The organism is Chryseobacterium sp. T20 (genome assembly GCF_047345655.1).
Taxonomy (GTDB): Bacteria; Bacteroidota; Bacteroidia; order Flavobacteriales; family Weeksellaceae; genus Chryseobacterium.
The window spans coordinates 363,602-389,835 of record NZ_JBLFDU010000001.1 but is presented as its reverse complement, the minus strand read 5'-3'; the positions used below and the strand labels follow the sequence as shown (position 1 = coordinate 389,835).

General features: G+C 36.4%; 26 protein-coding genes. 15 read left to right on the top strand and 11 right to left on the bottom strand.

Features of this window, described 5'->3' with window-relative positions; translation table 11 throughout:
• Positions 1-16 precede the first annotated feature (16 nt).
• The gene (locus ACMA47_RS01760; protein ID WP_413928416.1) at positions 17-445 is read left to right on the top strand and encodes a MarR family winged helix-turn-helix transcriptional regulator; all 429 of its coding nucleotides are present in this window, start codon (positions 17-19) and stop codon (positions 443-445) included.
• Complete coding sequence (locus ACMA47_RS01755) at positions 442-1,203, top strand: NAD-binding protein (RefSeq protein WP_413928415.1); 762 nt, start codon at positions 442-444, stop codon at positions 1,201-1,203. Before ACMA47_RS01760 ends, ACMA47_RS01755 begins: the two co-directional genes overlap by 4 nt.
• Positions 1,204-1,494: 291 nt before the next feature.
• Here ACMA47_RS01755 and ACMA47_RS01750 read toward each other — a convergent pair whose 3' ends face one another.
• Together ACMA47_RS01750 and ACMA47_RS01745 are read right to left on the bottom strand one after the other, a co-directional pair.
• Positions 1,495-2,349, bottom strand: a complete 855-nt coding sequence (locus ACMA47_RS01750; protein WP_413928414.1) for a nucleoside phosphorylase — start codon at positions 2,347-2,349, stop codon at positions 1,495-1,497.
• A gap of 21 nt (positions 2,350-2,370) precedes the next feature.
• Positions 2,371-2,856 (bottom strand): hypothetical protein, encoded by a 486-nt coding sequence (locus tag ACMA47_RS01745; protein ID WP_413928413.1) that lies wholly within the window; start codon positions 2,854-2,856, stop codon positions 2,371-2,373.
• 231 nt (positions 2,857-3,087) lie between these two features.
• Between ACMA47_RS01745 and ACMA47_RS01740 the strand changes: the two genes are divergently transcribed.
• The 3 genes from ACMA47_RS01740 to ACMA47_RS01730 all read left to right on the top strand — a co-directional run bounded on the left by ACMA47_RS01740 (position 3,088) and on the right by ACMA47_RS01730 (position 8,444).
• Positions 3,088-4,917, top strand: a complete 1,830-nt coding sequence (locus ACMA47_RS01740) for a cytochrome-c peroxidase (RefSeq protein WP_413928412.1) — start codon at positions 3,088-3,090, stop codon at positions 4,915-4,917.
• 416 nt (positions 4,918-5,333) lie between these two features.
• Complete coding sequence (locus ACMA47_RS01735) at positions 5,334-7,487, top strand: alkaline phosphatase PhoX (RefSeq protein ID WP_413928411.1); 2,154 nt, start codon at positions 5,334-5,336, stop codon at positions 7,485-7,487.
• A gap of 57 nt (positions 7,488-7,544) precedes the next feature.
• A complete protein-coding gene (locus tag ACMA47_RS01730; RefSeq protein WP_413928410.1) occupies positions 7,545-8,444 on the top strand; it encodes a leucine-rich repeat domain-containing protein in 900 nt (299 codons plus the stop codon).
• Between the two features lie 2 nt (positions 8,445-8,446).
• Here ACMA47_RS01730 and ACMA47_RS01725 read toward each other — a convergent pair whose 3' ends face one another.
• Entirely contained in the window at positions 8,447-8,770 is a 324-nt protein-coding gene (locus tag ACMA47_RS01725) for a translation initiation factor (protein WP_034696743.1), read from the bottom strand.
• 205 nt (positions 8,771-8,975) lie between these two features.
• Here ACMA47_RS01725 and gpmI point away from each other — a divergent pair, with 205 nt between their 5' ends.
• The 5 genes from gpmI to ACMA47_RS01700 all read left to right on the top strand — a co-directional run bounded on the left by gpmI (position 8,976) and on the right by ACMA47_RS01700 (position 13,910).
• Entirely contained in the window at positions 8,976-10,517 is a 1,542-nt protein-coding gene (gene gpmI / locus ACMA47_RS01720) for a 2,3-bisphosphoglycerate-independent phosphoglycerate mutase (RefSeq protein ID WP_413928409.1), read from the top strand.
• A 150-nt stretch (positions 10,518-10,667) separates the two neighbouring features.
• The gene (locus ACMA47_RS01715; protein WP_034696739.1) at positions 10,668-11,645 is read left to right on the top strand and encodes an acyl-ACP desaturase; all 978 of its coding nucleotides are present in this window, start codon (positions 10,668-10,670) and stop codon (positions 11,643-11,645) included.
• A gap of 99 nt (positions 11,646-11,744) precedes the next feature.
• Positions 11,745-12,176, top strand: coding sequence for a BT0820 family HAD-type phosphatase (locus tag ACMA47_RS01710; protein WP_034696738.1), 432 nt, complete (start codon positions 11,745-11,747; stop codon positions 12,174-12,176).
• Positions 12,177-12,333: 157 nt separating this feature from the next.
• Positions 12,334-13,143, top strand: coding sequence for a type I methionyl aminopeptidase (gene map / locus ACMA47_RS01705; RefSeq protein WP_129036563.1), 810 nt, complete (start codon positions 12,334-12,336; stop codon positions 13,141-13,143).
• Positions 13,143-13,910, top strand: a complete 768-nt coding sequence (locus ACMA47_RS01700) for a class I SAM-dependent methyltransferase (protein WP_413928408.1) — start codon at positions 13,143-13,145, stop codon at positions 13,908-13,910. Before map ends, ACMA47_RS01700 begins: the two co-directional genes overlap by 1 nt.
• Positions 13,911-13,968: 58 nt before the next feature.
• On the opposite strand, the gene ACMA47_RS01695 is transcribed toward ACMA47_RS01700, so the two are convergent.
• From ACMA47_RS01695 to ACMA47_RS01685, 3 genes are all read right to left on the bottom strand, one after another.
• Positions 13,969-14,679 carry a T9SS type A sorting domain-containing protein gene (locus tag ACMA47_RS01695; RefSeq protein WP_413928407.1) on the bottom strand — a complete coding sequence of 237 codons (711 nt, stop codon included), beginning with the start codon at positions 14,677-14,679 and terminating at the stop codon, positions 13,969-13,971.
• A 140-nt stretch (positions 14,680-14,819) separates the two neighbouring features.
• Complete coding sequence (locus ACMA47_RS01690; RefSeq protein ID WP_034696733.1) at positions 14,820-15,152, bottom strand: DMT family transporter; 333 nt, start codon at positions 15,150-15,152, stop codon at positions 14,820-14,822.
• A 258-nt stretch (positions 15,153-15,410) separates the two neighbouring features.
• Positions 15,411-15,974: a Crp/Fnr family transcriptional regulator gene (locus tag ACMA47_RS01685; protein WP_079241435.1), complete on the bottom strand. Its 564-nt coding sequence runs from the start codon at positions 15,972-15,974 to the stop codon at positions 15,411-15,413.
• Between the two features lie 312 nt (positions 15,975-16,286).
• Between ACMA47_RS01685 and era the strand changes: the two genes are divergently transcribed.
• Positions 16,287-17,162 (top strand): GTPase Era, encoded by an 876-nt coding sequence (gene era / locus ACMA47_RS01680; RefSeq protein WP_062670247.1) that lies wholly within the window; start codon positions 16,287-16,289, stop codon positions 17,160-17,162.
• Between the two features lie 68 nt (positions 17,163-17,230).
• A complete protein-coding gene (locus ACMA47_RS01675; RefSeq protein WP_413928406.1) occupies positions 17,231-17,659 on the top strand; it encodes a DoxX family protein in 429 nt (142 codons plus the stop codon).
• A gap of 58 nt (positions 17,660-17,717) precedes the next feature.
• On the opposite strand, the gene ACMA47_RS01670 is transcribed toward ACMA47_RS01675, so the two are convergent.
• Positions 17,718-17,867, bottom strand: a complete 150-nt coding sequence (locus ACMA47_RS01670; RefSeq protein WP_156106471.1) for a bacteriocin-like protein — start codon at positions 17,865-17,867, stop codon at positions 17,718-17,720.
• Between the two features lie 118 nt (positions 17,868-17,985).
• On the opposite strand from ACMA47_RS01670, the gene ACMA47_RS01665 reads away from it, so the two are divergent.
• The gene (locus tag ACMA47_RS01665) at positions 17,986-20,388 is read left to right on the top strand and encodes a prolyl oligopeptidase family serine peptidase (protein WP_413928405.1); all 2,403 of its coding nucleotides are present in this window, start codon (positions 17,986-17,988) and stop codon (positions 20,386-20,388) included.
• Positions 20,389-20,524: 136 nt separating this feature from the next.
• Here the strand turns inward: ACMA47_RS01665 and ACMA47_RS01660 are convergent, their stop codons facing one another.
• Positions 20,525-21,214: an HAD family hydrolase gene (locus ACMA47_RS01660; protein WP_413928404.1), complete on the bottom strand. Its 690-nt coding sequence runs from the start codon at positions 21,212-21,214 to the stop codon at positions 20,525-20,527.
• 76 nt (positions 21,215-21,290) lie between these two features.
• Here ACMA47_RS01660 and ACMA47_RS01655 point away from each other — a divergent pair, with 76 nt between their 5' ends.
• The gene (locus ACMA47_RS01655) at positions 21,291-21,854 is read left to right on the top strand and encodes a Crp/Fnr family transcriptional regulator (protein WP_413928403.1); all 564 of its coding nucleotides are present in this window, start codon (positions 21,291-21,293) and stop codon (positions 21,852-21,854) included.
• A 328-nt stretch (positions 21,855-22,182) separates the two neighbouring features.
• Positions 22,183-22,686 (top strand): N-acetyltransferase family protein, encoded by a 504-nt coding sequence (locus tag ACMA47_RS01650; RefSeq protein ID WP_413928402.1) that lies wholly within the window; start codon positions 22,183-22,185, stop codon positions 22,684-22,686.
• A 171-nt stretch (positions 22,687-22,857) separates the two neighbouring features.
• Here the strand turns inward: ACMA47_RS01650 and ACMA47_RS01645 are convergent, their stop codons facing one another.
• From ACMA47_RS01645 to ACMA47_RS01635, 3 genes are all read right to left on the bottom strand, one after another.
• On the bottom strand, positions 22,858-24,219 hold the full coding sequence (locus ACMA47_RS01645; protein WP_413928401.1) for an MATE family efflux transporter: 1,362 nt from the start codon (positions 24,217-24,219) through the stop codon (positions 22,858-22,860).
• Between the two features lie 100 nt (positions 24,220-24,319).
• Complete coding sequence (locus tag ACMA47_RS01640; protein ID WP_034696726.1) at positions 24,320-25,504, bottom strand: sigma-54-dependent transcriptional regulator; 1,185 nt, start codon at positions 25,502-25,504, stop codon at positions 24,320-24,322.
• Between the two features lie 56 nt (positions 25,505-25,560).
• The gene (locus tag ACMA47_RS01635) at positions 25,561-26,220 is read right to left on the bottom strand and encodes a YggS family pyridoxal phosphate-dependent enzyme (RefSeq protein WP_413928400.1); all 660 of its coding nucleotides are present in this window, start codon (positions 26,218-26,220) and stop codon (positions 25,561-25,563) included.
• Positions 26,221-26,234: the final 14 nt, after the last annotated feature.

The following is a 26,234-nucleotide window of genomic DNA, read 5'->3' as shown; positions in this document are numbered from 1 at the left end:
CTCTTAAAAGAAAACAATGATCCCTTTATCAGAACATTTATGTTTTAAAACGTATGCGGTTTCGCGGTATATTACAGGGTTGTATAAACCCTATCTTGATGAAATTTTACTGACCTATCCCCAATATCTGGTAATGACTGTTTTATGGGAACATGGCGGAATGAATATCGGAAAGATTGGTGAATATCTTCATCTTGACAACGGAACACTTACCCCATTATTGAAACGTATGGAGAAAAACGGACTGATTATCAGAACCCGTAGCTCAGAAGATGAAAGAGTAGTACTGATCAACCTTACAGAGCAGGGAGTAAAGCTTAAAGAAAAAGCAAAAGATATTCCTAAAGCCGTTCAGAGCTGTATGAATTTGAGTGATGAAGTAAAAACTCAATTGATGACTTCTTTAGACGAAATATTATCAATTCAAACCGTGTCCAAACAATGAAGAAAATAGGAATTATAGGCTATGGATGGCTGGGAGAAAGACTCGCATCTTCCTTATCCGGAAAATATACGCTGGCAACTACGACCACAACAGAAAGCAAAGTAAATCAACTGAATAATAAAGGAATTCATGCTGTAATGGCTTCTTTCCCAGACTATCAGCTGGCAGAACCTCTTTCCCAATGGGAAGAAGTTAAAAACATGGATGTTTTGATTATCACAATTCCTGTTTCTGAAAAAAGCTGTTGTGTAAGTTCTTTATATAATAGAATTCAAAATTTGTCAGCCTTTATAGGAGACTTTAAAGGACAGATGTTCCTGATGAGTTCTACAGGAGTTTATCCTGATCTGCCCCAGGATTTTACAGAAGAAGACATTCTTTTGGAAAAAATATCAGGCGAAAGAATGTTGAGAAATAAGTATCCTCAACTTAATATTTTAAGACTTGGCGGGCTGATGGGAGATAACAGACTGCTGAAAAACTATAATGTGAGCAATCTGGATCACGCTGTAAATCATATTCATTATGCTGATATCAGTGGGATTATTTCGGAAATGATTGAAAAGAAAACCCAATCAAAACTATATAATGTTACAGCTCCGATTCATCCGGCAAAAAGCCAGGTAATTAATGCCCAGAAAAATATTGAAGATGTTGAAGTGTTTGAGGTAAAAGGGAAGAAGGTTCTGTCTTCAAAATTGGTTTCAGAACTGGATTATGTATTTCAATATCCGGATCCGAGGATGTTTCATTTATAACTATGGTATTTGTTTCATTTTAATTACAGAATTTCCTTTACCGCCTTTGTCATTCCGTAGGAATCTCTATGTAGCTTTTAAAAATCAGTATTTAGATTCCTACGGAATGACAGAGTAAGTAATAAGCTTTATTCGTCATGAAATGAACAGGATTCTACAATACAAATTCAATATGAACGGGCTTTAGCCCGTTTTCAAAATAAATCAGATTCCATTGGCTTTAGCCAAAACCTAATAAAAAACCTCCGGAAATATTTTCCGGAGGTTTTATTTGTATTATCAATAAAATAATTACTTAATAATTCTTTCCAATACCCATTCAATAAGGTTTTTCTCAGAAGCATGGTGGTCTGCAGAGAATTCTCCACGTCTTCTGTTGGCAATAACGTTATTTACGGTAATAGCTTTGTGTCCTAATAATTTTGAAAGAGCATAGATCGCAGAAGTTTCCATCTCAAAATTGGTAATTCCAAGATCATTCAGCGTTTCTAAGAATTGATCATCTACCGCTTTCAAACGAAGCTGTCTACCCTGTGGAGCATAGAATCCCGGGAATGTTGCTGTATTTCCGTGGTATTTGGCATCTTTATAATAGTCGCCCATCTCTTCTGCCCAGTCTGAGAAATAAAGCATTGGCTTGATTCTTTCGTAAGGGAATTTTTCTAAGAAGCTCTTAGAAAACTCATTTTCGAAGTTGTAATCCTGGTAGAAGTGCATCAGTCCGTCCAGACCTACTACATTCTGCGTTACCAGCATATTGTCTACCTGTACATCAGGGTTTACACTTCCGCAAGTTCCCATACGGAATAGCTCAAGGGCTTTGTGCTCAGTCTTGAATTCTTTGTTTTGAAGATCAATGTTTACCAAAGCATCCAGTTCGTTCATCACGATATCGATGTTTTCAGTTCCGATCCCGGTAGACATTACGGTAATTCTTTCTCCACGAAGCGTTCCTGTATGGGTATAGAATTCTCTTTTATTTTTTTTGATTTCTACAGTATCAAAGTATTTTGAAACTTTTGCCACTCTGTCAGGATCACCTACAAGGATGATTTTGTCAGCAATATCTTCAGGTAAAAGATTCAGGTGGTATACACTTCCGTCTTCATTCAGAACAAGTTCTGAGGCTGCAAGTTTGTTTAGCATAATATGTATATTTTTTGTTTTTTAATTAATCATAATGGCTTCTTTATAAGGAGATGCCATAACCTCGTAGATGTCATTGTATTCTTCTACAATCCTTTTCTGACCGTTCATTACCTCATATACAGTAATAACCGTCTTTTCAATGTTTTTAGGGTCTTTCCTCTGTGAAGTGATTTCGTAGAAGTGATCATCTTTTTTAAGAATAGAAATCAGTTCTTCCTTTGTTGAATTGTTGGAAGTCATCATTCCGGGGAACTCTGTAACAATATCTTTCAGATCAGAATAATTTTTATAAGGCTTGGTTACTCCATTGGAATGTACATAGACATTGGGAATATTTTTATCTTTTTCCAGGCGGACCAAATAATAATCAGACCCTCTTTTCTCTGCATATACAGCCATTTCCTGAGGCTTTCCGTATGACTTTTCCGGCTGCTTCTTTTTCTGAGAAAATGCCATCATAGAAAGGAAACTTGCCATAACAGCAAACCATAGTTTTGTTTTCATACTCCTATTTAGTTTTTTTGATGTGTTGAATTTAATTTAAAAAAATCCTCTCCCAATAATCTCCCGCCATTATTTTTTCCGGTATTTCGAAGAACCGTTCTCTTTAGAATAATGAATTTGATTTCGGGGTTTAAAATTAGTGAAAAATATTGTACCAGAAATATAAACATTATTTAATCTGCTATTAAAACTGAGATAACATCAGATGAATACTTTTGCCGCTAAAAATTCATGAGATCTTATCCACTGCTTGTAATCGTCCTTCTGATAGGATTTGCAGTAATGTCTTTTAATCCTGTTTATAAAGGAAAAGAAAGCGAAAATACATTTGTCAATAAAGGGTTGTCTGACTTTAAAACCAAGCTTGAACAGCTGAAATCAGATGTTGATAATTTCTCCGAAGACCGTATTTCCCTGGAAGAACTGCAAAAATCACTAAGCAGTACAAGAAATTCATTCAAAGAAGTTGAATTCTATATCGCTTATCATTATCCTGAATTTACCAAAACCCATCTTAACGCAGCACCTTTGTTTCACATCGAAGCTGCAGGTACATCATCATACACACTTCCTCCTGAAGGATTGCAGGTGCTTGATGAACTTATATTTTCAGATGAGGCAGAAAAGGAAAAAGAAAAGATCAAAACGATTACGACCTTTTTGTACAACAGCTATTCAGGGTTTTATTTAAGTGCTTTAAAAAATGGGCTGAGCAAAGGAAATAACAAAACATTGCCTTTGCGTATAGAGCTGATCAGGATCTATTCACTTGGGGTTTCTGGTTTTGATACACCGGGTTCTCTGAATATTTCTGAGGAAACAAGCCATGCTCTTGCAGGAATACAGAAGTACATCAATGATGATCTTTATTTTAAAAATTATAATACTGAAAAGGCAGACCAGATTTTAACAGAAGCTATCAGCTATCTTTCAAAAAATACCGATTTTGAAACTTTCGACAGGATTGAGTTTTATAAAAAATACATACAGCCTTTATACGAAGAGTTGGGGAAATGGGATGGCAGACCGGATGACCTTAAAGAATTCTCAGGCTGGAATGTGGGCAACAAAAATTTTTTCAGCAGCGATTTTTTAGATCCTTATTTTTATACCTTATTAAAATCATCAGAAGATAATCCGGAACTCCGAAATCTTGGAAAATCCATTTTCTACGATCAGAACTTAAGTGGTAACGGGAAAATGAGCTGTGCGACTTGCCACCTTCAGGAAAATGCCTTTACAGACTTGAAGGCAAAATCACAAAGCAATGTGGAAGGGAAAACAGTGTTGAGAAATTCTCCGTCTTTATATAATGCTGTTTTTGCCAAAAGATTTTTCTATGATCTTCGTGCATTCTATCTTGAACAGCAGGCAGAACACGTTATTTATAATGAGCAGGAGTTTAACACGAGCTATGAAAGCATTATCGAGAAATTAAAAACCAAGCCTGAATATAAAAAAGCGTTCCGAAATGCCTTCAAGGACGGGAAAATCAGTAAAGAAAATTTCTCGAAAGCATTAAGTTCTTATGTGGCATCCCTGTACTCATTTGACAGTGATTTCGACCGTTTTATGAGGAATGAAAAAAATGTTTCCGATGATGTGAAAAAAGGATTCAACCTCTTTATGGGAAAAGCCAACTGCGCAACCTGTCATTTTGCACCCACTTTTTCCGGATTGGTGCCTCCATTTTTTAATGAAAATGAATCTGAAGTATTGGGAATAACTACCAGACCGATTAAACAGCTTCCTGTAGAACTTGACCAGGATTTAGGAAGAGGAAACAGCCCTGTAAAAAAGGAAAAATCATGGATTTATGATTATTCTTTCAAAACAGTAACCGTTAGAAATATTGCCCTTACCAAACCTTATTTCCATAACGGAGCTTTCAATACCTTAGAAGAAGTCCTGGATTTTTATAATGAAGGTGGAGGAGAAGGATTAGGACTGAAAATGAAAAACCAAACTTTGGCACCCGATAAATTAAACCTTACCGAAACAGAAATAAAACAGATCATTGCCTTTCTGAATGCTCTTACGGATGTGAGTAAAGCGAAATAGGCGGGTTACGGGGTTCGAGTGTGGGAGAGTTTGAGAGTGAGAGGGTAGAGATTCGGGTTTCGGGTTAGGGCGTGTGTGATTTGAGCTTTATGATGGAGAGTTGGAGATGGATTACTTCTATTCATACATATGATTTTAAAGTATTTTTTTATCCTATCCTATCCTTTCCGTACGAATCCCGAATCCCGAATCTCGAATCCCGCACCTCGCACCTTGTACTCTGCAACTTCAACACTCCCACACTCAAACTCTCAAACTCTCCAACCCTCGATCCCTGCATCATTTAACAAAAAATTAATCCCCTTAACATTAGGTTTTTGATAAGTTAATATTGGGTGATTTAGATTTAAAATCCTATTAACAGAGAAAAAGCTCTAAAAAAATAGTTTTGCAAGGTCTAATAAATCAAATAAAAAATGAAGAAAAAACTACTAACAGTGGGAGCTTTGGCTATACTGGCCAGTTCTGGTCTTCAGGCGCAGACTCTGATATTCAATAAGAATGCGTCATGGAGCTACAAAGATAACAACCAGGCACAGCCAGCCGGATGGAATGCTCAGACGTATGACATTTCAACATGGGCAGTAGGAAATGGTCCGTTAGGATACGGAGATCCTGTAACTACTACCATCAATTCAGGGCTTACAACCGCTTATTTTGCTAAAGATTTTACAGTAGATCTTTCAACGCTTTCCGATACAATGGAACTTGGGGTGATGAGAGACGATGGTATTATTGTATACCTTAACGGAGAAGAAGTTGTAAGAGACAATATGCCTGCAGGTGCTGTTACATTCAATACTTTCTCCAGTACTACTATTGACGGGGCAGCAGAGAGTGTTTATAACATTTTCTCCATTCCAAAATCCAAGTTTGTAAATGGTGTTAACAGATTTTCTATTGAATTACACAACAGAAGTACAACCAGTTCAGATTTAAGAATTGATGCTTATCTGAAAACAACCACCAATACAACTATCCCTGTAGCTTGTAACGGAACTCATATCAGCTGTTTTACTTCCATTGTTCCTACAGCACAGACCAATAAATTAATGATCCCGGCTGAACACAAATACCAGCTTATTTTAAAAGAAGGGGACAGCTATACTGAAGGCGGAGGATTGGTAGGAGGTCAGAATGACTTTACCGCTTATGTTCCAAAAACAGGAAGCAGTACAAACGGATATCTTTCTGTAAACCATGAGACGAATCCAGGAGGAGTTACCATGGCAGAGATCAACTATAACGCTACTTCAAAGCTTTGGCAGCTGACAAAATCAAGAGCCGTAAGTTTTTCAGATCCAAGTTTGGTTCAAACAATCAGAAACTGTTCAGGAGGAATTACGCCTTGGGGAACTGTAGTAACAGCAGAAGAATCTGTTACGTCCAATGATGTGAACAATGATGGGTACAAAGATTACGGTTGGTTAGTAGAAATTGATCCTGCAACAGCACAGGTAATTTCTAAGAATACTGACGGTTCCAAAGGAAAACTTTGGCAGATGGGAATCATGAACCATGAAAACGTAGTGATCAATAATGCAGGAACTATAGCTTACTACGGGGAAGACGGCGGAACTCACATGGTATACAAATATGTAATGGATACTCCAAATGATCTTTCTTCAGGAAACCTTTATGTGTTGAAACTGGATCAGGGATTAACTGCTGCAGGAGATCCGGCAGGAACTACAGCAACATGGATTCAGGTTCCGAACAAAACTAAAGTTGACCAGAATAATACCAATACCAATGCGCTGTCATTAGGTGGAACGAAATTCAACGGAGTAGAAGATGTGGATATCAGTCCGCTGGATGGTAAAATCTATTTTACGGCAAAAGGATTAGACAGAGTATACCGTTTACAGGATAACGGAACTACGGCTTCTCAGGTAGAAACATTTGTAGGAGGTGGTTCTTCTGTATATTCTTTCAATACAGCTCAGGGAATGAAATCTGAAGCTTGGGGAGATGGAAATGACAACCTTACTTTTGATGAACTTGGAAACCTTTGGGTGCTTCAGGATGGAGGTAAAAACTATATCTGGGTAATTGCTCCGGATCATACACAGGCCAACCCTAAAGTAAGATTATTTGCTTCTATGCCGGCTGGTTCAGAACCTACAGGTCTTACTTTCACGCCAGATCATAAATTCGGTTTCTTCTCTATTCAGCACCCAGATTCAACAATCTCAACAGACGTAGATGCAACAGGGAACACAATTGATTACAGAGGAAAATCAGCAACGATTGTCATTGCACTTAAAAATAACCTTGGGACTGAAGGTACTTTAGGAACTATTGATACCAAAACTGCAGAAAATACAGTAACGGTAGCACCTAACCCAACTTCAGGAATGGTGAAAATCAATTCTGTAAAAGGATTGAAAGATATTTCTGTAACAGCTTACAGCATGGACGGGAAAATCGTTTACACTAAGAAATTCAACGGAACGAATAAAGTATTGGACCTTGATTTCACACAGCAGTTGGAAGGATCACGAGTTTTAGTTTTAAATATTGAAGCTGAAGGAGGATTCCAGAAAACAGTTAAACTTGTAAAGAAATAAATTATTTATAATTCTTGTCTGTCGGCAGCTTTGGTTGCTGGCAGACCTTTTATTTTTATGAAAAAGCTTTTCTTATTGATTTCCATCATCTCACTTTCTCAGATCAAAGCACAGATTGATTCGGTGAAGTATCCTACTTTTACCAATATCGAAGAGGCTCTAAAGAGTGAAAAAACAGTTTACAGTATGAGTTTCAGAGAGAAAGGACTTTTTAATCTTCCTCCTCAGATCGTAAGACTGAATTCATTATTCTTTTTGAATATTATGGCCAATAAGCTTGAGAAAATGGATCAGGAACTCTTTGCCTTAAAAGAACTGGAAATATTAAATGTGAATGAAAACAGCATTAAATATATTCCGGATGAGGTAAGCAATCTGAAGAAACTGACTACTTTTTCAATGAATCTGAACAGCCTGACAAGCATTAATCCTAATCTTGCAAAACTTCAGAACCTAAAAGTTGTACATTTTGATGCCAATAATCTGAACACTTTTCCCGAAGCCTTAATGGAAATTCCGGCTCTGGAAGAAATAAACCTCCAGGGAAACCAGATCAGCTTTATTGCAGATAGACTTAATCAGATCAAAAACCTGAAATTCCTGAACCTTTCAGACAATCAGATCAATGATCTTGGGAATTTATCCTTTCCTGAAAATTTAAAATATCTTGAACTGCAGCAGAATGCTATTACGAAACTTCCGGAAAATCTTTTCAAATCAAAGAATCTGGAATTTTTGAATGTAAGCGGAAATAATATCACAGTGTTATCACCCAAAGTAAAAGGGTTGAAAAATATCGTCAGCATGAATCTGGCCAACAATAATCTGAAAGATATTCCTGTAGAAATCAAACAGCTTAAAAATCTGAAAACATTGATTCTTACAGGAAATCCTATAGAAAAATCTATAATTGAAAACTTAAAAACCTTACTGCCGGAGACCCAGATCTATTTCTAGAACTATCCGCCAACACGTTTGGTTTTATATCCCATTTCTTTAAGGATATTCATGATTTTATCACGGTTATCACCTTGAATGATAATCGTTCCATCCTTCTCAGAGCCGCCTATACCCAGGGTGGTTTTTATTTTCTTTGAGATTTTTTTCAGGTCTTCTTCGCTGCCTTCCCAGCCTTCAACAATCGTTACAGGCTTACCGTTTCTCCCTTTTTTCTCAAATTTGCATACCAAAGGCTCTTTCTGCTTGAATTGCTCTTCAGGCATCTCAAAATCCTGCTCTTCATGATCAGGAAAAAGATTCTTCAATTGATCTCGTAAATCCATACCGCAAAATTAAAAAGATTTACGGATTAATGAAGAGTAATAATCAACGAAATTTCAATTTTTCTAACCGTGTCAAGGTTTTAAACCTTGACACGGTTAATTTTTAAGGCAATCAATTGATCATCAGCAATCCATAAAATTCGAGCCTTTAAATTCTTCTATTCATAGGAAATTAGGTAAATTTGTCTAACAAAAGTTTTACAAAATGTCGAAAAAAGCAATACTGGCAATTCTTGACGGATGGGGATTGGGAACAAACCCTAACGTTTCTGCAATAGATAAAGCAAACACACCATTCATAGACAGCTGTTACCAAAAATTTCCACATACAACGCTTGAAGCAAGTGGATTGGCTGTAGGTTTACCAGCTGGGCAGATGGGAAATTCTGAAGTAGGACACATGAACCTGGGAGCCGGAAGAGTAGTTTACCAGAACCTGGTAAAACTGAACATGGCCGTTGAAAACGGAACACTGGGGCAGGAAAAAGTGATCCAGGATGCTTTTGAATATGCTAAAAGAGAAAATAAAAAAGTACACTTCATAGGGTTGGTTTCCAATGGAGGTGTGCACTCCCATATCAATCACTTAAAAGGATTACTGACTGCTGCAAAAGAGTCCGGATTGAATGAGAACGTTTTTGTTCATGCATTTACCGACGGTAGAGACTGTGATCCGCATTCAGGGTTAGGATTTATTGATGAGCTTCAGAAGCATATGGAGGCTACTACAGGAAAACTGGCAACAGTGGTAGGAAGATACTATGCGATGGACAGAGACAAAAGATGGGAGCGTGTAAAATTGGCTTATGATGCCTTAGTAGAAGGAGTAGGAGAGCCATCAACAGACGCATTGGCTTCTATCAAAGCTTCTTATGATAACAACGTTACTGATGAATTCCTGAAACCAATTATTCTCATGAATACTACGGCTACAGGAAATGTAGTGCCGGTGGCAAAAATCATCGATAATGACGTAGTAATCTGCTTCAACTTCCGTACAGACAGAGGTAGAGAGATTACAGAAGTTCTTTCTCAGAAAGATTTCCCGGAATATGATATGAAAAAGCTTAACCTTTATTATATCACATTAACGAACTATGATAAAACCTTCCAGAATGTACAGGTAGTTTTTGATGAAAACGTACTGACGGAAACAATGGGTGAAATTCTTGAAAAAAATGGAAAAACCCAGATCAGAATAGCTGAAACAGAGAAGTATCCGCACGTTACTTTTTTCTTCTCAGGAGGAAGAGAGGAGGAATTTGCAGGAGAGAAAAGACTTCTTTGCCCAAGTCCGAAAGACGTTCCTACTTACGACCTGAAGCCTGAAATGTCAGCCTATGATATCACCAATGCTATCGTGCCGGAACTGGAGCAGGGAACTGCTGATTTTGTGTGTTTGAATTTCGCCAATACAGATATGGTTGGGCATACAGGTGTTTTTGAGGCTGCTGTAAAAGCCGCTGAGGTGGTAGATCAGTGCATTGAAAAAGTAGCTACAGCTGCCTATGAAAACGGATATGCTGTTTTCATTCTTGCTGATCACGGGAATTCCGATGTTATGATCAATGCAGACGGAACTCCTAATACTCAACATTCTACCAATCTTGTTCCTTTTATCGTTATGGATAAAGACCACACGTGGAATTTAAAACCAGGAAAACTGGGGGATGTAGCGCCTACCATTCTTAAAGTAATGGGCGTTGAAATACCAGATGCAATGACTGGAGAAGTTTTGGTTAATTAATATTCAATAATATTGTTAAAAAAATGCCGTTATGCTTTTGCAGCGGCATTTTTTTTATGATTTATGTCAGATAAGGTATGACTTGCATACTTTATTATGCGTTAAATAATAAATAAATCTTATCTTTGTAAATTAAAACTGAATAGTAAAATGTATCAAAAGCTTGTTAGGAAAGAAGTAATGGGATTATTGGAAAAGGAAGTAGGTTCTTTTCTTGATAAATTTTTAACGCCAATTGAAAAAATCTGGCAGCCTTCCGATTATTTACCAGATCCTTCAAGCGATGAGTTTAAACATGACTTAGAAGAAATTCAGACTTTTGCCCGCGAAATGCCTTATGATCTTTTTGTAACATTGATCGGTGACTGTATCACAGAAGAAGCACTTCCTTCCTATGAGTCTTGGTTGATGGGAGTTGACGGAATCAATCAGGAAGAAAAAGTAGGCTGGGCCAACTGGGTAAGAGCATGGACTGCCGAGGAAAACAGACACGGAGATTTATTAAACAAATATCTTTATCTGTGCGGAAGAGTAAACATGAGAGAAGTGGAAATCACAACTCAATACCTTATCAATGACGGATTCGATTTGGGAACAAGTATGGACCCATACAGAAACTTCATTTATACAAGCTTCCAGGAAACCGCTACCAATATCTCTCACAGAAGAGTAGGAACATTGGCAAAACAATCCGGAAACGGAAAATTAGCAAAAATGTGTGGGGTTATTGCTGCAGATGAAGCAAGACACGCTAAAGCATACAAACATTTCGTAGCAAAAATTCTTGAAGTGGACCCTTCAGAAATGATTCTTGCATTCGAAGATATGATGCGTAAGAAAATTGTAATGCCTGCTCACTTAATGAGACAGTCAGGACAGAAAGCTGGTGAACTTTGGGGACATTTCTCAGATGCTGCACAAAGATGCATGGTTTACACAGGTCAGGATTATATCAATATTATGAAAGACCTTTTAGATGAATGGAAAATTGAGCATGTAAAAGGACTTACAGAAAAAGCAGAAAAAGCTCAGGAATACCTGATGAAGCTTCCTGCAAGGCTACAGAAGATCACAGACAGAGTTTCTACTCCGGATCTTCAGTTCCAGTTTAGCTGGGTAAAAAGCTAATAAGATCTATATTATTATTTAAAATATAAAAGTATTGAGTGCCTTTCTTTTTGGCACTCTTTTTATTTCTTATCTTTGCAAAGCTAAAAAAAGAACAAAATGTTAAATAATAAAAAGATTGCTGTTGACTTTGACGGGACTATTGTTGACGACGCTTACCCGGCAATTGGAAAACCGAAAACTTTTGCATTCGAAACTTTGAAAAGACTTCAGTCTGAAGGATTCAGACTTATACTTTGGACATACAGACACGGAAAAACATTAGATGAAGCGGTAGAATTCTGTAAAAAAAACGGAATAGAATTTTATTCTGTGAACTCAAGCTTTGAAGGAGAAGTTTTTGACCCTGAAAATCAGTCCAGGAAATTAGATGCAGATTGGTTTATTGATGACAGAAACTTAGGAGGATTTCCGGGATGGGGTGAGATCTACAATATTATTCAGGAAAGAATAGAATTCCGTGTTGAAGGAAAAGAAGTTCTTGCCTATTCAAAACTTAAAAAAGAAAAGAAAAAAGGACTTTTTTGGTAAAATAGAAATTAGAAGCTAGATATTAGACGTTAGTTTTTAACGGCCAATCAAAGCTTCTGTTTTTTATCAAAAAGAGTTTATAGATTGTTATAATATAGAAATACACATAACGCTGTAATCTAGCTTCTAACATCTAATATCTAACATCTATACAACAATGATTCAATTAAAAACGATAGACGAATTGCGTCTGATGAAGGAGAGTGCCCGACTGGTTTCTAAAACATTGGGAATGTTGGCAAAAGAAATTAAACCGGGGATTACTACCTTATATTTAGATAAACTGGCTCATGATTTTATTAAAGATCATGGTGCTGAACCTGCATTCTTAGGATATGGAGGATTTCCAAACTCTCTTTGTATTTCTCCGAATGAACAGGTAGTTCATGGTTTCCCAAACAATGATGTAGTAAAAGAAGGAGATGTTCTTTCTGTAGACTGTGGAGTTATTTTGAACGGTTTCGTAGGAGATCATGCCTATACTTTTGAAATCGGGGAAGTGAAGCCTGAGGTTAAAAAATTACTGCAGGTTACCAAGGAATCTTTATACAAAGGAATTGAGCAGGTTGTCCGAGGAAAAAGAATTGGAGATATCTCCCATGCCATCCAGACACATTGTGAAAAAGAAGGGTATGGAGTAGTAAGAGAGCTTGTAGGACACGGATTGGGTAGAAAAATGCATGAAGATCCACAAGTTCCTAACTATGGAAGACAAGGAAGCGGAAAAGTAATTAAAGACGGTTTGGCAATTGCAATCGAGCCGATGGTTAACATGGGAACTGAAAAAGTGAAGTTCCATAATGACGGTTGGACAGTAACTACTTTAGATAATATGCCATCTGCTCACTTCGAGCATGATGTAGCTGTGATCAATGGTAAGCCGGTATTGCTTTCTACATTTGATTATGTATACGAAGCTTTAGGGATTGTAAGTGATGAAGAAAAGCAGTTCCAACTGGATTTTTAATGAAAAAGGTAACTAAGCTTTTACTGAATAAAATTCCACGTCCTATGCTTATTAAAATGAGCATTTGGGCAAGACCGCTTATTTATCAGTTTTTCAAAGGAGATCAGTTCTTTGATCCTATTGATGGAAGATCTTATAGAAAATTCCTTCCATATGGATATGGAAAACAAAGAGAAAATGCTCTTTCTCCAGGAACGTTAAGTTTGGAAAGACATCGCCAGATGTGGCTGTATCTTCAGAATGAAACCGATTTTTTCATTAAGAATTATAAAGTCCTCCATATTGCTCCCGAACAGGAATTTTTAAGAAAATTCAAGAGAATGAGTAATCTGAATTATATTTCAGCAGACCTGTATTCTCCCATTGTAGATGTTAAGGCTGATATTCTGGATTTACCTTTTGAAAATGACAGTTTTGATATCGTTTTCTGTAACCACGTTCTGGAACATATTGAAGACGATGCCAAAGCAATGAGTGAGCTGTACAGGGTAATGAAACCTGGCGGATGGGGAATTCTTCAGGTTCCGATGAAAAATTCATTGGAGAAAACCTACGAAGACTTCACGATTAAAGACCCAAAAGAACGTCAGAAACATTTCGGACAGTACGATCATGTTCGTTGGTACGGAATGGATTATTTTGACCGTTTAAGAAAGGCAGGCTTCGAAGTAGAACAGAATTTCTATTCACAGAAATTCTCCGAAGAAGAAATAAAAAAATTCGGGTTAAGACATAATGAAATCTTACCTGTAGTTTATAAAAAATAAAATAAAAACCGTTTCACTTGCTGAAACGGTTTTTTTATATACATGAAATGTTCTGTTTTTATTCTTTGACAAAAGGATAGGACCTATAATTTTCTATCGTTACAATATATTGCCCTTTCTGTAAACCGCTTGTATCAATTGATGTTTTGTTGCTGTTGGTTGTTGTTTCAAATACCAGTTTTCCTGACAAATCATAGATCTTAAGGAGAAGGTTTGTCTTAATATTTTCAAGATGCAAAACCTCTTTTACAGGATTGGGATATGCTTTAAAGGTTTTCGTTACTGCGGCAGTTTCTTTAGTGCTCAATTGGTCAGTATTGTTATAGTAGACCTTATTTCCCGAAGGATCTGTAATCACCAAAGTCTTTACAATTCCGTTGGTTGTAATCTGGTAACTGTATATGGATGCATAAGCTCCTAATCCATAAATGTCACAGTTTTTCTGATCATAAGCACGAACAGGCGCTGCATTTCCTCCGTTATAAAACAAAAGAGTACATGCGCTTGATGTTTTGATAAGATTGTTGCTTCCGGGCATAACCCCGAAACCCATCATAGAAGTATTGTAATATCTGGAATTCATAACATAGCTTGTTCCTCCCGCTGAGTTGAAGGTCGTGGCAGGAACTCCGTTATCTATTAAAGGGGTGTTGGTGGTTTGCCCACTGCTTGTTACCATTTTGGAAATATACCAGTTATTGGAAAGTAATTCGGAGGTTTGCTGGGCAGTCAGTAAACCACCTGCTAAAAGGAATAGAATTTTTTTCATAGGTTAAAAGTTTCCGATAAAGATATAAAAGAATTTCTTTTTCTTGTCAAAGAAATCAAAACCTGAAAATGATAAAAAAAACCGCCTTCAATACGAAGACGGTTCCCATTTTTAAATATAGATAGAAGTTTATGCGCTTTTTAATGTGAGGAAGATACAGCCTTTAATCCTACCACAGAACCGATAAGGGTTACAATAAAAAATACTCTCCAGAAACTTACAGGATCTTTAAAGAATATAATTCCCATTAAGGCAGTTCCTACTGCTCCGATTCCCGTCCATACCGCATAAGCAGTACCGATAGGCAAGGTTTGAGTAGCTTTGATCAGTAAAAGCATACTGATTGTCATTGTTACCAGGAAACCCGCATACCACAGGTACATTTCAGTTCCTGATGTTTCTTTTGCCTTTCCCAGACATGATGCGAAGGCAACTTCAAATAATCCTGCGATAACTAATATTAACCAATTCATTTTTTAAAATTTTACTACTGCAAATTTCAGAATTTGACAGGAGAAAAAATTTTACAATTGTTAAAAAATGAAATTGAGAATAGTTTTTAAAGGAGGGAAGATGGGAGCTGGATGATGGATGAAAAACAGCAGATGTATCAATATCAATAGGGGCGGACTTTAGTCCGCTCGTTCTATATAAAAAATCATACCTCAGGCTTTAGCCAAAACATAAGAATATTTAAATATTTCAATTCTTAAATCTTTAAATATTGAAATTTATTTAATCTCTGCCCGAATTCTACTTAAACTCACCTGCGTAATCCCAAGATAAGACGCAATATACCCCAGCTGAACTCTTTTAAGCAAGTCCGGCTGATAATTAATAATATCTTTATAACGTTCCAGAGAAGTTTTGAACTGTCTGGAAATAATCAGTTCTTCAGATTTTATCATCTCTGCTTCTGCCAGCTTTCGTCCCCAGTTGGCAATATGGATATCTTCATTGAACAGTTTTCTCAGATTTTCTGTTTCCATTCTGTACAGATCACAGTCTTCCAGAAGTTCGATGCTTTCATAGCCGGGTTTGTCCTCCACATAGCTTTTCATCGAGAGAATGCATTGTCCCTCGCTTCCGAACCAGAAAGTAATATCATTGTCAGCTGTTGAAGAATAAGCACGTGCGATCCCTTTTCTTATAAAATACAGATAAGGAATCACTTTATCAGCTTCCATCAGACAAAAGCCTTTAGGATGGGAAACTTCGGTGATATGCTCTTTTAAACTGTTTTTTGAGGTCTCAGGAAGAAGGTAAACCTTATCAAGAATCTGGTCTATATTCATAAAGATGAATTCTAATAGTCAAAAATATCAGTTTTAAGTAATGCAATACAAAATTATCAGATATTTTTTATCAGAAATATTGTAATAAAATTATTCCGAATTCAACTTAGTGTATCGTCAAAATTACCAAAGAAAGAGCAAAATTCCCCTCCTCTGGAGGGGTGGCGAAAATTCAAAGAATTTTTGACGGGGTGGTTTGAGCTTTTACAATCCTGTATTTCACAATATAACTCTCTTTTTTCTTTAAAAATCAAGATTAACTGTAAAGACCAATTTTGTTTTACTAACTTTGCAGTTCGTAATATTATTTTTATGCACAAAGCTGGATTTGTAAATATAGTTGGAAAGCCCAATGCGGGAAAATCGACCTTGCTTAACCAATTGATGGGAGAGAAATTGGCGATTGTAACGCAGAAAGCTCAGACAACCCGCCACAGAATTTTTGGTATTTATAATGAAGATGATCTTCAGATTGTATTTTCTGATACTCCGGGAGTATTGGATCCAAAATACGGACTGCAGGAGAAAATGATGGATTTTGTAAAGGACTCTTTGCAGGATGCTGACGTTTTCCTGTTTATTGTAGATGTTACTGATAAAGCAGAACCATCAGAATTTTTAATTGATAAATTGAATAAAATCCCTGTTCCTGTACTTCTTTTATTAAATAAAGTAGACCAGACAGATCAGGCAGGTCTTGAAAAATTGGTAGAAGATTGGCATGCCAGAATTCCAAAGGCTGAGATTTTACCTATCTCTGCATTGAATGCTTTCAATACAGAAGTTATTTTACCTAAAATAAAATCTTTGCTTCCTGAGAATCCGCCTTACTACGATAAAGATCAGTACACGGATAAACCTGAAAGATTTTTCGTTAATGAGGCAATTCGTGAGAAAATTCTTTTGAACTATGATAAAGAAATTCCATATTCTGTAGAAGTTGTGACTGAACAATTCAAGGAGAAAGAAGGGATTATCTTTATAGACTCTATTATTTATGTAGAAAGAGATACCCAAAAAGGAATTATTATCGGGCACAAAGGAGAAGCGATTAAAAAAGTTGGAACTGAAGCCAGATTAGACCTTGAGAAGTTTTTCACCAAAAAAATTCATTTAAACCTTTTTGTAAAGGTGAAAAAAGATTGGAGAAAGAACGATAGAGATCTTAAAAATTTCGGTTACAGATAGACTAAAATAGCTTGTAATCCCGTTGTATTAAAAGATTTTTTACTACCTTAGTATAAATTTTTTAGTACATGAACTATAATAATTCAAATTTCAGCTCAATACCTAAAGATATTGTTTTACTGGTAGTAAGAGTGTTTGTTGGTTTTGCCATGCTTTCTCATGGTTTTCCAAAGCTTCAGATGCTATTGGCTGGTGGTAAAATCGAATTTTTTGATTTTATGGGATTGGGACCGCAGGTGTCATTGATTCTTACGGTTTTTGCTGAATTTGTATGTTCAATACTCCTGATATTAGGGCTTTTTACAAGAGTTGCTCTGGGATTTTTAATCTTTACAATGATCATTGCAGGTTTTGTAGTTCATGGAGCAGATCCATTTGAAAAAAGAGAAATGAGCCTTATTTATCTTTCAGTTTATCTTTTATTGATGGTAATAGGAGCTGGAAAAGTTTCAGTAGATCATATGATTGAAAGAAGAAAAAGAGCTTCAGACTGGTAATTTTACAACCATACAAAATAAAGAAGGCACTTCAGGAAATGAAGTGCCTTTTCTGTTACTAATAATTACAGTTAGGTAAGCATTCCCAGATCAGGGCTCCGTTTTCATCTCTTACTCTGCAAGCCATAAAACCTGCATCACATAATGGAGCACTTCCTCCGTTAATCATTTTTAAATTTCCTTTTGATAATTTTTTTAAATTTTTCATATTATTTTAATTTGTAAGATAAATGTAACAAAAAAATAAATATGACACCAAAAGGAGTCTTATTTTTTAATGTTAAAATTCTTTTAAAATTCACTACATTCGTAGAAAATGAATTTATATGAAGATAAAACTGACTATTTGCCTTCTGGCATTTCTCAATTTTTATGATGCACAGGAAAATATTACCTATCAGAAACCTTCTGCTGAGATTTTAAAACTCGCAGATTATGAAAGACCTCCAAGTGTTCTGATGAACAGCAAAAAAGACTGGGTAGTCTTTACATATCGCCCTACATATAAAACATTGGAAGACCTAAGTCAGAATGAAATGAAGCTTGGCGGACTTAGAATCAATCCGGTTACCAATATTTCAAGCAGCATGATCTACTCCAATAATCTGAAGATCAGAAAGCTTAATGATAAAAATGAGATTCAGGTTAAAAATTTACCTTCCAATTCAAAAATTGGCTATGTTTCGTTTTCACCGGATGAAAAGAAACTGGCTTTTACCAATACAACCGCTAAAGGGGTAGAACTTTGGATAGTGGATATGGAAACAGCGTCTGCCAAAAAAATTACAGCAGATAATCTGAATGCCAATTTAGGAATGCCTTATATATGGTATAATGACTCTCAAAGTTTCCTGATCAGAACACTTCCACAAAACAGAGCTGCTCTTATAGATGCAAACCAAGATCTTCCGACAGGCCCGATTGTTTCAACAGCAGATGGTAAGGTTTCCCAGAACAGGACTTATCAGGACCTTTTGAAGAACCCTCAGGACGAAAAAAACTTTGAGACCCTTACTGCTTCTGAAATCTATAATGTAGATCTTACAGGAAATCTTAAGAAACTGAAAGATCAGGATATGTATGCCGGCTTAAGTTTTTCTCCGGACGGAAACTATCTATTGGCTACAGTTATTAAAAAACCATTCTCATATATTGTGCCACTGAGCAGATTTCCATCAACAACGGAGGTGTATGATATGAAAGGAAATACTGTAAAAGCAGTAAATGACGTTCCTTTGAATGAAATCATGCCAAAAGGATTCTCCTCCGTAAGAACCGGAAAAAGAGAAATGGCATGGAGAAGTGATGCTCCTGCTACCCTTACCTATGCTGAAGCTCTGGATGGAGGAGATCAGTCTAAAACAGCTGAGTTCAGAGACGAGATATTTACATGGGAAGCTCCGTTTACAGTGGCTCCGAAATCTTTCTTCAAAACCAAGCAGAGATATAAGGATGTAGTCTGGACTAATGATCATTATGCTATTGTTTCTGAAGGCTGGTATGACACAAGAAATACAAAATCTTACCTGCTGGATCTTAACAGTGGAGAATCTAAAGTTTTCGATGACCGGAATTATCAGGATGTTTACAGTGATCCTGGACATTTTAACACAACGAAAAACCAATATGGAAGATATGTAATCGATATGAAAGGTGGAAAAGCCTATCTTATCGGGGATGGATTTACCAAAGATGGCCAGCATCCATTTATCGACGAAATGGATATTAAATCATTAAAAAAGAAAAGACTTTATACCTCTAATCTTAAAAATGCTAAAGAAGGGATTGTGGATATTTTAAATCCTTCAAAAGGAGAAATTCTGACAACTCAGCAGTCGCCAAGCCAATATCCGAATTATTTTAAAAAGAATATTAAATCTAATAAAGCAGAAGCTGTAACTAACTTTGCCAACCCTTTTGAAAGTATCAAAGACGTTTATAAAGAAGTGATTACCTACAAGAGAAATGATGGTGTTACCCTGACCGGAACCCTTTATTTACCTGCAAACTATGATAGAAAGGCAAAGAAAGAAAAACTACCTTTATTAATCTGGGCTTATCCCAGAGAATATAAAGATAAGGATACTGCAGGACAGAGTACTCAAAATGATAATGACTTTACATTTCCAACGTATGGTTCTTTTGTATATTGGACAGCCAAAGGATATGCTGTCTTAGATAATGCTGCTTTCCCAATTGTTGGCGAAGGAAAAACAGAACCTAATGATACCTTTATTCCTCAGTTGGTAGCCAATGCTGCTGCTGCTATTGATGCAGTGGATCATTTAGGATATATCGACAAGAAGAAAGTGGCTGTAGGAGGGCATTCTTACGGGGCTTTTATGACGGCAAACCTTCTGACTCATTCTAACCTTTTTGCATGTGGAATTGCAAGAAGTGGTGCTTATAACAGAACTTTGACACCATTCGGGTTCCAGAGTGAGCAGAGAAACTATTGGGATGTTCCGGAAATCTACAACACAATGTCTCCGTTTATGCATGCAGACAAAATGAAGACGCCGCTTCTTCTGATTCATGGGGATGCAGATAATAACCCTGGAACATTTACATTGCAGACGGAAAGATACTTCCAGGCACTGAAAAACCTTGGTGCTCCGGTAAAAATGGTTCTTCTTCCAAAAGAAGCCCACGGATACCAGGCCAAAGAAAATATCTTCCACCTTTTATGGGAACAGGATCAGTTCCTTGAAAAGTGCCTGAAGAAATAAATAATAAAAGAGACTGTTTATAGGAAACAGTCTCTTTTTTTGATTAAAAAATATAATAAGGAAGTTGTATTAAAACTTAAAGCGAAGCTCATCTTAATGATCTTATCCTCTTAATAAAACTTAATGGTTTTAAAAATTAAAGATGCTTCAGAATTTCATTAATACTTTTAAGCTCCATAAAATTTGGATGTTCCAGATTAACATCATGCTGTTCATGACTCCAGGTGACATGATAAGGAATATGTGCGGCAGAACCTCCAATTTCCAATACCGGCAGAATATCAGATTTGATAGAATTTCCAAGCATCAGAAAGTTTTCGGGCTGACAGTCCAGATGTTTCAGCAGTTTTTTGTAATCATTGTCTTTTTTATCACTCATGATCTCAATATGATGGAAATAATCCTGTAACCCTGAATTTTTCAGTTTACGTTCCTGATCCAGCAAATCGCCTTTTGTGGCAACAACCAGTCTGTATTTTCCTTTTAAACTTTCAAGGGTTTCGGTAACACCATCCAATAATTCTATAGGTTTCTGAAGAAGCTCCTGACCCAGATGAATAGCTTTGTTGACTAATTCCAATGAAGCTGTATTATTAGAAACTCTAGTGATGGTTTCAATCATACACAGCATAAATCCTTTTACGCCATAACCGTACAAATGGAGATTCTGCATTTCTGTTGTAAACAATTCCTGTGATACCGAATGTTGTGGAAGGTAATCTTCAAGGAGCATACAGAATTCTTTTTCTGCTTCCTGAAAATAAGGTTCGTTGATCCAAAGTGTGTCATCTGCATCAAAGGCAATCGTAGTAATATGATTATTCATTTTTGTTTTGTAATTTTCTGGTGTCAAAATTCAGTATAAAAACTCAATAAGCAAAGGACATTTGTCCCGGATTCATATGTTACGAACAAATCAGGAATTTCTAAGTTATTTTGAAAAGCTCTACCATAAGCAGGAGGGAAGAGAAGAAGTGGTATTAAAGTCTTATTCCCGGGATGAAAATGTATTGATACAGGATCAGCCGCTGTCAAAGGTTATGTTGATCAAAGAAGGTATTGCCAAATGTTATCTCACTGAAGAAAACGGAAAAGAATATATTGTAGAATTTCTGGGAAACGGTGAAATTCTGGGAGAGGTAGAACTGATTAAAAATATCAGCTGTCTATGCGGAGTAAAAGCTGTATCAGAACTAACAGTTTATGAAACAACGATTTCTTATTTTAGATCTTTAATCAAAAATGATCTTGCTCTGAATCATTTATTATTGGATTCATTTGCTGAACGGATTATTAATACTTCCAGCAGAGCCTCTTATCAACAGTTATATACAGTAGAACATACTGTGATGCAACTCCTGAATATGCAGTCAAAACAAGGAATTCAACTATCAAAAGAAGATATGGCGGCGTACCTCGGAATTGCAGTAAGAAGTTTAAATAGAATTTTAAAAGATTTGAAATAATTTTGTTGAATATGTTCATGGAATTACGGCTAGTTTTCTTGCAGATTGAGGAGATTGTGCAGATTTTTCCATAACAATCTGCTTAATTAGCATAATCCGCTAGCAATAAAATCATCAGAATTTAATTTTATCGGAGATAAAATCCTTGCGTCTTAAAAATACTCTAACCTTCAATCTTATTGCACCTTTGCGTATTCTAAAAAAATAATTATGTTTTTAGGGGTGCATTTGCTTTAAATATTAAAATATAATAAATTAAGTATGTTTTTATAGGGGTATTTTTAAAATTTAGTATTTTTGTATTAGAATAAGTTGAATTACAATATTCATGGGAAAATTAAAATTCAGAAATGCTGAGTTGGCAGATTTAAATAAAATCGTAGCCATATACAACTCAACCATTGCTTCAAGAATGGTGACTGCTGATATGGAAGAAGTTTCTGTAGAAAGCAAACTAAAGTGGTTTGAAGAACACAATCCTCAGACAAGACCTCTTTGGGTAGTTGAAGATGACCAGGAGCAAACCGTTGGTTGGGTAAGTTTCAGCTCATTCCATGAAAGAGCTGCATACAGTGGTACGGTAGAAGTGAGCATTTATCTGGACGAAACTTCCAGAGGAAAAGGGTATGGGAAAATCATTCTTCAGTATTGCATTGATAACGCTGGGAAATTTGGAGTAAAAAACCTTGTAGCCCTTATTTTCCTTCATAATGAACCAAGTTTGAAGCTGTTCAGACACTTTGGATTTGAAGATTGGGGAAGTCTTCCTAATGTAGCCATTCTGGATGGTGTTGAAAGAAGCCTGAAGATCTTAGGGAAGAAGATAGATTAAATTGAGTAGAAAAGCATAAGCTTGTGTCTATTTGTGAATGTAATTTGTGCTATTTGTGTTTAGAAAATATGCACAATTATATAGATATAGAAAAAACATAGCTCACCGTTCTGTTGTGAATTAACGAATATAAAAAAGGCTGTCTCAAATATTGAAACAGCCTTTTTATTTTTATGAATTCTGCTTAATTCTTTTCGCAGACATATTCAGGAATCGTTTCACCAGGAAAATAGCGGAGACCGTTAATCCTAGTCCAAGTGCGATCCACATTCCGAATGCGCCCATTTCCAAAGTGACACAGAAGAAATATCCTAAAGGAATAGTAATTACCCAATAGGCAATGAAGGTATAAATAGAAGGGATTTTTACATCCTGCAACCCTCTCAGCATTCCTAACGCGGTCACCTGAATTCCATCAGAAAGCTGGAATAAAGCGGCGATGATCATCAGTTTTGCAGCCAGGGTAATAACTTCCACTTCTTCTTTTTTGGTGAAGAAAGTCGGGAGTATATTTCTTCCTAAAATAAACACCAATCCGCAGATACACATGAAAATGAAGGCAATTTTCAGGTTGTTGATTCCTACCTTTCTCAGTTCCACAAAATTCTGTTCACCCAGTTTTCTACCAATCATTACCGTAGAGGCAACACTGAAGCCTACACATAAATTGAAGGTAAATGAAGCCATGCTTAATGCAATCTGGTGAGAAGCAATATCGTGAGCAGAAATCAGTCCACAGATAAATGCAGCTCCGGCAAAAGCGGTAACTTCAAAAAACATCTGTAAAGCTGTAGGTAATCCAAGTCTCACCATTTTATCAAACATCTGCTTTGAAAAATCCTGAATTTTTAAAGAGAAATCTTTGATATAACGTCTTGTTCTTTCTTCTTTCACCAAAACAAAATAAAGGAAAACCACCATGAAAATTCTGGAAATCAAAGTTGCTAATGCAGATCCCTGTACGCCCATTGCCGGAATTCCCCAAAGTCCTTTGATAAAGACATAGTTTAAAGCAATATTGATGATATTGGCTATAATGGTTGCTTTGGTAACTCCAATGGTATAGGATAAACCTTCAGAAACTTCACGAAGCGTCTGAAATGCCATAATTGGTATCATGCTGACTACCATTATGCTTAAGAAGCTTACTGTATCAGGAATAATCTTGGCGGGCTGTCCGGAATGATAGAGGAGTGGCATTCCCAAAAGGAGAATGACCATCAGGATAACTCCGACAGACATATTGATAATAAAACCGTGACTGAATACAGAATTGATCGTAGCATGATCCTCTCTGGAATGTGCTTCCGAAACCAACGGAGGGATAGCAAATGAAAAGCCTAATGCCAATACAAATATGGAGAAAAATACAGCATTTCCCAATGAAACAGATGCCAGTGCATCGGCACCCAAAAGTTTTCCGACAATAATATTATCGAATAAGTTGACTGAAACTTGCCCCACCTGAGTAAGCATTACAGGCAGAGCCAAAGTCAGGCATTCTTTTGTGTAATTTTTGTTTAAAAAGTTCATAATATTTTAAGATTCATATAGTTTATAATTCAAATTGGGTCAAAAAAAAAATTTGCAGTGGAACACTGCAAATTTTTATATATTGTAAATAATAGCGTTATTATTTCCTTACAAAACTTGCAACGTCACCTTCAGAAACAGTGTTTCCACCAAGAATAATCAACCTCTCTACAACATTCCTTAATTCTCTGATATTCCCAGTCCATGAAAGTGCTTTTAAAGCGTCAATAGCTTTATCCTCAAACTTTTTCGCAGAAGTACCATGCTCATCAGCAATCATACCAGAAAAATGCTCAACCAATAATTTGATATCCTCTTTTCTTTCATCCAACGGTGGAACATAGATTTCAATAACAGAAAGTCTGTGGTAAAGGTCTTCTCTGAATTTTCCTTCCTCAATTTCTTTCTGCATATTTTTATTGGTTGCCGCAATTACTCTTACGTCAACTTTGATTTCTTTATCACTTCCTACAGGAGAAACTTTACTTTCCTGTAGTGCTCTCAATACTTTAGCCTGAGCAATAAGGCTCATATCTCCAATCTCGTCAAGGAAGATCGTACCGCCATTGGCCTGCTCAAATTTTCCCTGCTTATCTTTAATAGCACCTGTAAAAGATCCTTTTACGTGTCCGAAAAGTTCAGACTCAATAAGTTCAGATGGAATAGCAGCACAGTTTACCTCTATCATAGGGCCTCTTGCACGCTCACTCTGATTGTGGATTGCATGAGCTACCAGCTCTTTTCCTGCGCCGTTAGGTCCTGTGATCAGAACTCTGGCATCAGAAGCAGCTACCTTTTCAATCATATCCTGGATCTTTTGAAGAGCAGGAGAGGTACCGATCATCTGGTATTTTTTGCTTACTTTTCTCTTTAAAGTTTTATTTTCAGTCTGGAGATTTTTGTTTTCTTTTTTCAGGGTTTCTTTCACCAATGCATTTTTCACACTTGTAATAAGTCTGTTGATATCAATGGGTTTGGAGATAAAATCATATGCTCCCTCTTTCAAACAGGAAACAGCGGAATCAATGTCTGCGTGTCCTGAGATCATGATAAAAGTAGTTTCTGGTTTTAATGCAAGACTTTGTTTCAAAAGCTCAGTTCCTGAAAGCTTAGGCATTTTAATATCAGAAATCACTAGAGCGAAATCTTCTTTTTCTACCTGTTTGTAACCTTCAAGGCCGTCTTCGGCGATAACAAATTCATAATCGGTTAGTTCATCCGAAAGAATACTGTGAAGTACTCCCGAGATTGCTTTTTCGTCTTCTACTATAAGGATTTTTTGCATAGTTGCAAATTTAAATTTTTTGTTTCAATTATTAGCAAAAACTGTACCTAAATATTCTATTTGGAATAGTCTCTTTTCCCAAAAATGGCAGATCCAACCCTCACAGAGTTAGCTCCACACTCGATCGCTATCGGGAAATCGTCACTCATCCCCATTGATAAGGTATTTAATGTTTTTAATTGATTTAATTCATCAAAAAGCTTTTCCAGGATTAAAAATTCATTTCTAACCTGCTGCTCATCATCTGTGAATGTTGCCATTCCCATTAAACCAGTTATTTCCACATTGGGAAAATTGCCTTCGATAGATTGTTGAAAAAGATCTTTCGCTTCAGAAATTTCAAGTCCGAACTTACTTTCTTCTGCCGCGATTTTTACTTGCATAAGAACTTTAATCTTCCTGTTGTGCTTTCCTGCTTCTTTATTGATTTCTGTCAATAATTTTTCAGAATCCACACTTTGTATGGTATCTATGAAAGAAGCAATGTACTTCACTTTGTTGGTCTGTAAGTGACCAATCAAATGCCATTGGATCTCCTGAGGAAGAAGAGGAGCTTTTTCCATCAGTTCCTGTACTTTATTTTCTCCAAAAACCTTTTGCCCGAGATCATATACTTCCTGTACTGCAGAAGCCGGGTGTGTTTTTGAAACAGCAACCAGCTGAACATTTGATGGCAGCTGGTCTTTTATAGCTTTATAATTTTCTTTAATACTCATAGATGCAAATTTCC

What these genes read in the sequence shown, in the direction of transcription:
- ACMA47_RS01650 (WP_413928402.1), top strand. Translation starts at nt 22,183, where the DNA reads ATGGGAAAATTAAAATTCAGAAATGCTGAGTTGGCAGATTTAAATAAA.
- ACMA47_RS01640 (WP_034696726.1), bottom strand. Translation starts at nt 25,504, where the DNA reads ATGCAAAAAATCCTTATAGTAGAAGACGAAAAAGCAATCTCGGGAGTA.
- ACMA47_RS01695 (WP_413928407.1), bottom strand. Translation starts at nt 14,679, where the DNA reads ATGAAAAAAATTCTATTCCTTTTAGCAGGTGGTTTACTGACTGCCCAG.
- ACMA47_RS01735 (WP_413928411.1), top strand. Translation starts at nt 5,334, where the DNA reads ATGAAGAAAAAACTACTAACAGTGGGAGCTTTGGCTATACTGGCCAGT.
- ACMA47_RS01730 (WP_413928410.1), top strand. Translation starts at nt 7,545, where the DNA reads ATGAAAAAGCTTTTCTTATTGATTTCCATCATCTCACTTTCTCAGATC.
- ACMA47_RS01655 (WP_413928403.1), top strand. Translation starts at nt 21,291, where the DNA reads ATGTTACGAACAAATCAGGAATTTCTAAGTTATTTTGAAAAGCTCTAC.
- ACMA47_RS01700 (WP_413928408.1), top strand. Translation starts at nt 13,143, where the DNA reads ATGAAAAAGGTAACTAAGCTTTTACTGAATAAAATTCCACGTCCTATG.
- ACMA47_RS01760 (WP_413928416.1), top strand. Translation starts at nt 17, where the DNA reads ATGATCCCTTTATCAGAACATTTATGTTTTAAAACGTATGCGGTTTCG.
- ACMA47_RS01755 (WP_413928415.1), top strand. Translation starts at nt 442, where the DNA reads ATGAAGAAAATAGGAATTATAGGCTATGGATGGCTGGGAGAAAGACTC.
- ACMA47_RS01725 (WP_034696743.1), bottom strand. Translation starts at nt 8,770, where the DNA reads ATGGATTTACGAGATCAATTGAAGAATCTTTTTCCTGATCATGAAGAG.
- ACMA47_RS01660 (WP_413928404.1), bottom strand. Translation starts at nt 21,214, where the DNA reads ATGAATAATCATATTACTACGATTGCCTTTGATGCAGATGACACACTT.
- ACMA47_RS01665 (WP_413928405.1), top strand. Translation starts at nt 17,986, where the DNA reads ATGAAGATAAAACTGACTATTTGCCTTCTGGCATTTCTCAATTTTTAT.
- ACMA47_RS01645 (WP_413928401.1), bottom strand. Translation starts at nt 24,219, where the DNA reads ATGAACTTTTTAAACAAAAATTACACAAAAGAATGCCTGACTTTGGCT.
- map (WP_129036563.1), top strand. Translation starts at nt 12,334, where the DNA reads ATGATTCAATTAAAAACGATAGACGAATTGCGTCTGATGAAGGAGAGT.
- era (WP_062670247.1), top strand. Translation starts at nt 16,287, where the DNA reads ATGCACAAAGCTGGATTTGTAAATATAGTTGGAAAGCCCAATGCGGGA.
- ACMA47_RS01635 (WP_413928400.1), bottom strand. Translation starts at nt 26,220, where the DNA reads ATGAGTATTAAAGAAAATTATAAAGCTATAAAAGACCAGCTGCCATCA.
- ACMA47_RS01710 (WP_034696738.1), top strand. Translation starts at nt 11,745, where the DNA reads ATGTTAAATAATAAAAAGATTGCTGTTGACTTTGACGGGACTATTGTT.
- ACMA47_RS01685 (WP_079241435.1), bottom strand. Translation starts at nt 15,974, where the DNA reads ATGAATATAGACCAGATTCTTGATAAGGTTTACCTTCTTCCTGAGACC.
- gpmI (WP_413928409.1), top strand. Translation starts at nt 8,976, where the DNA reads ATGTCGAAAAAAGCAATACTGGCAATTCTTGACGGATGGGGATTGGGA.
- ACMA47_RS01715 (WP_034696739.1), top strand. Translation starts at nt 10,668, where the DNA reads ATGTATCAAAAGCTTGTTAGGAAAGAAGTAATGGGATTATTGGAAAAG.
- ACMA47_RS01745 (WP_413928413.1), bottom strand. Translation starts at nt 2,856, where the DNA reads ATGAAAACAAAACTATGGTTTGCTGTTATGGCAAGTTTCCTTTCTATG.
- ACMA47_RS01740 (WP_413928412.1), top strand. Translation starts at nt 3,088, where the DNA reads ATGAGATCTTATCCACTGCTTGTAATCGTCCTTCTGATAGGATTTGCA.
- ACMA47_RS01750 (WP_413928414.1), bottom strand. Translation starts at nt 2,349, where the DNA reads ATGCTAAACAAACTTGCAGCCTCAGAACTTGTTCTGAATGAAGACGGA.
- ACMA47_RS01670 (WP_156106471.1), bottom strand. Translation starts at nt 17,867, where the DNA reads ATGAAAAATTTAAAAAAATTATCAAAAGGAAATTTAAAAATGATTAAC.
- ACMA47_RS01675 (WP_413928406.1), top strand. Translation starts at nt 17,231, where the DNA reads ATGAACTATAATAATTCAAATTTCAGCTCAATACCTAAAGATATTGTT.
- ACMA47_RS01690 (WP_034696733.1), bottom strand. Translation starts at nt 15,152, where the DNA reads ATGAATTGGTTAATATTAGTTATCGCAGGATTATTTGAAGTTGCCTTC.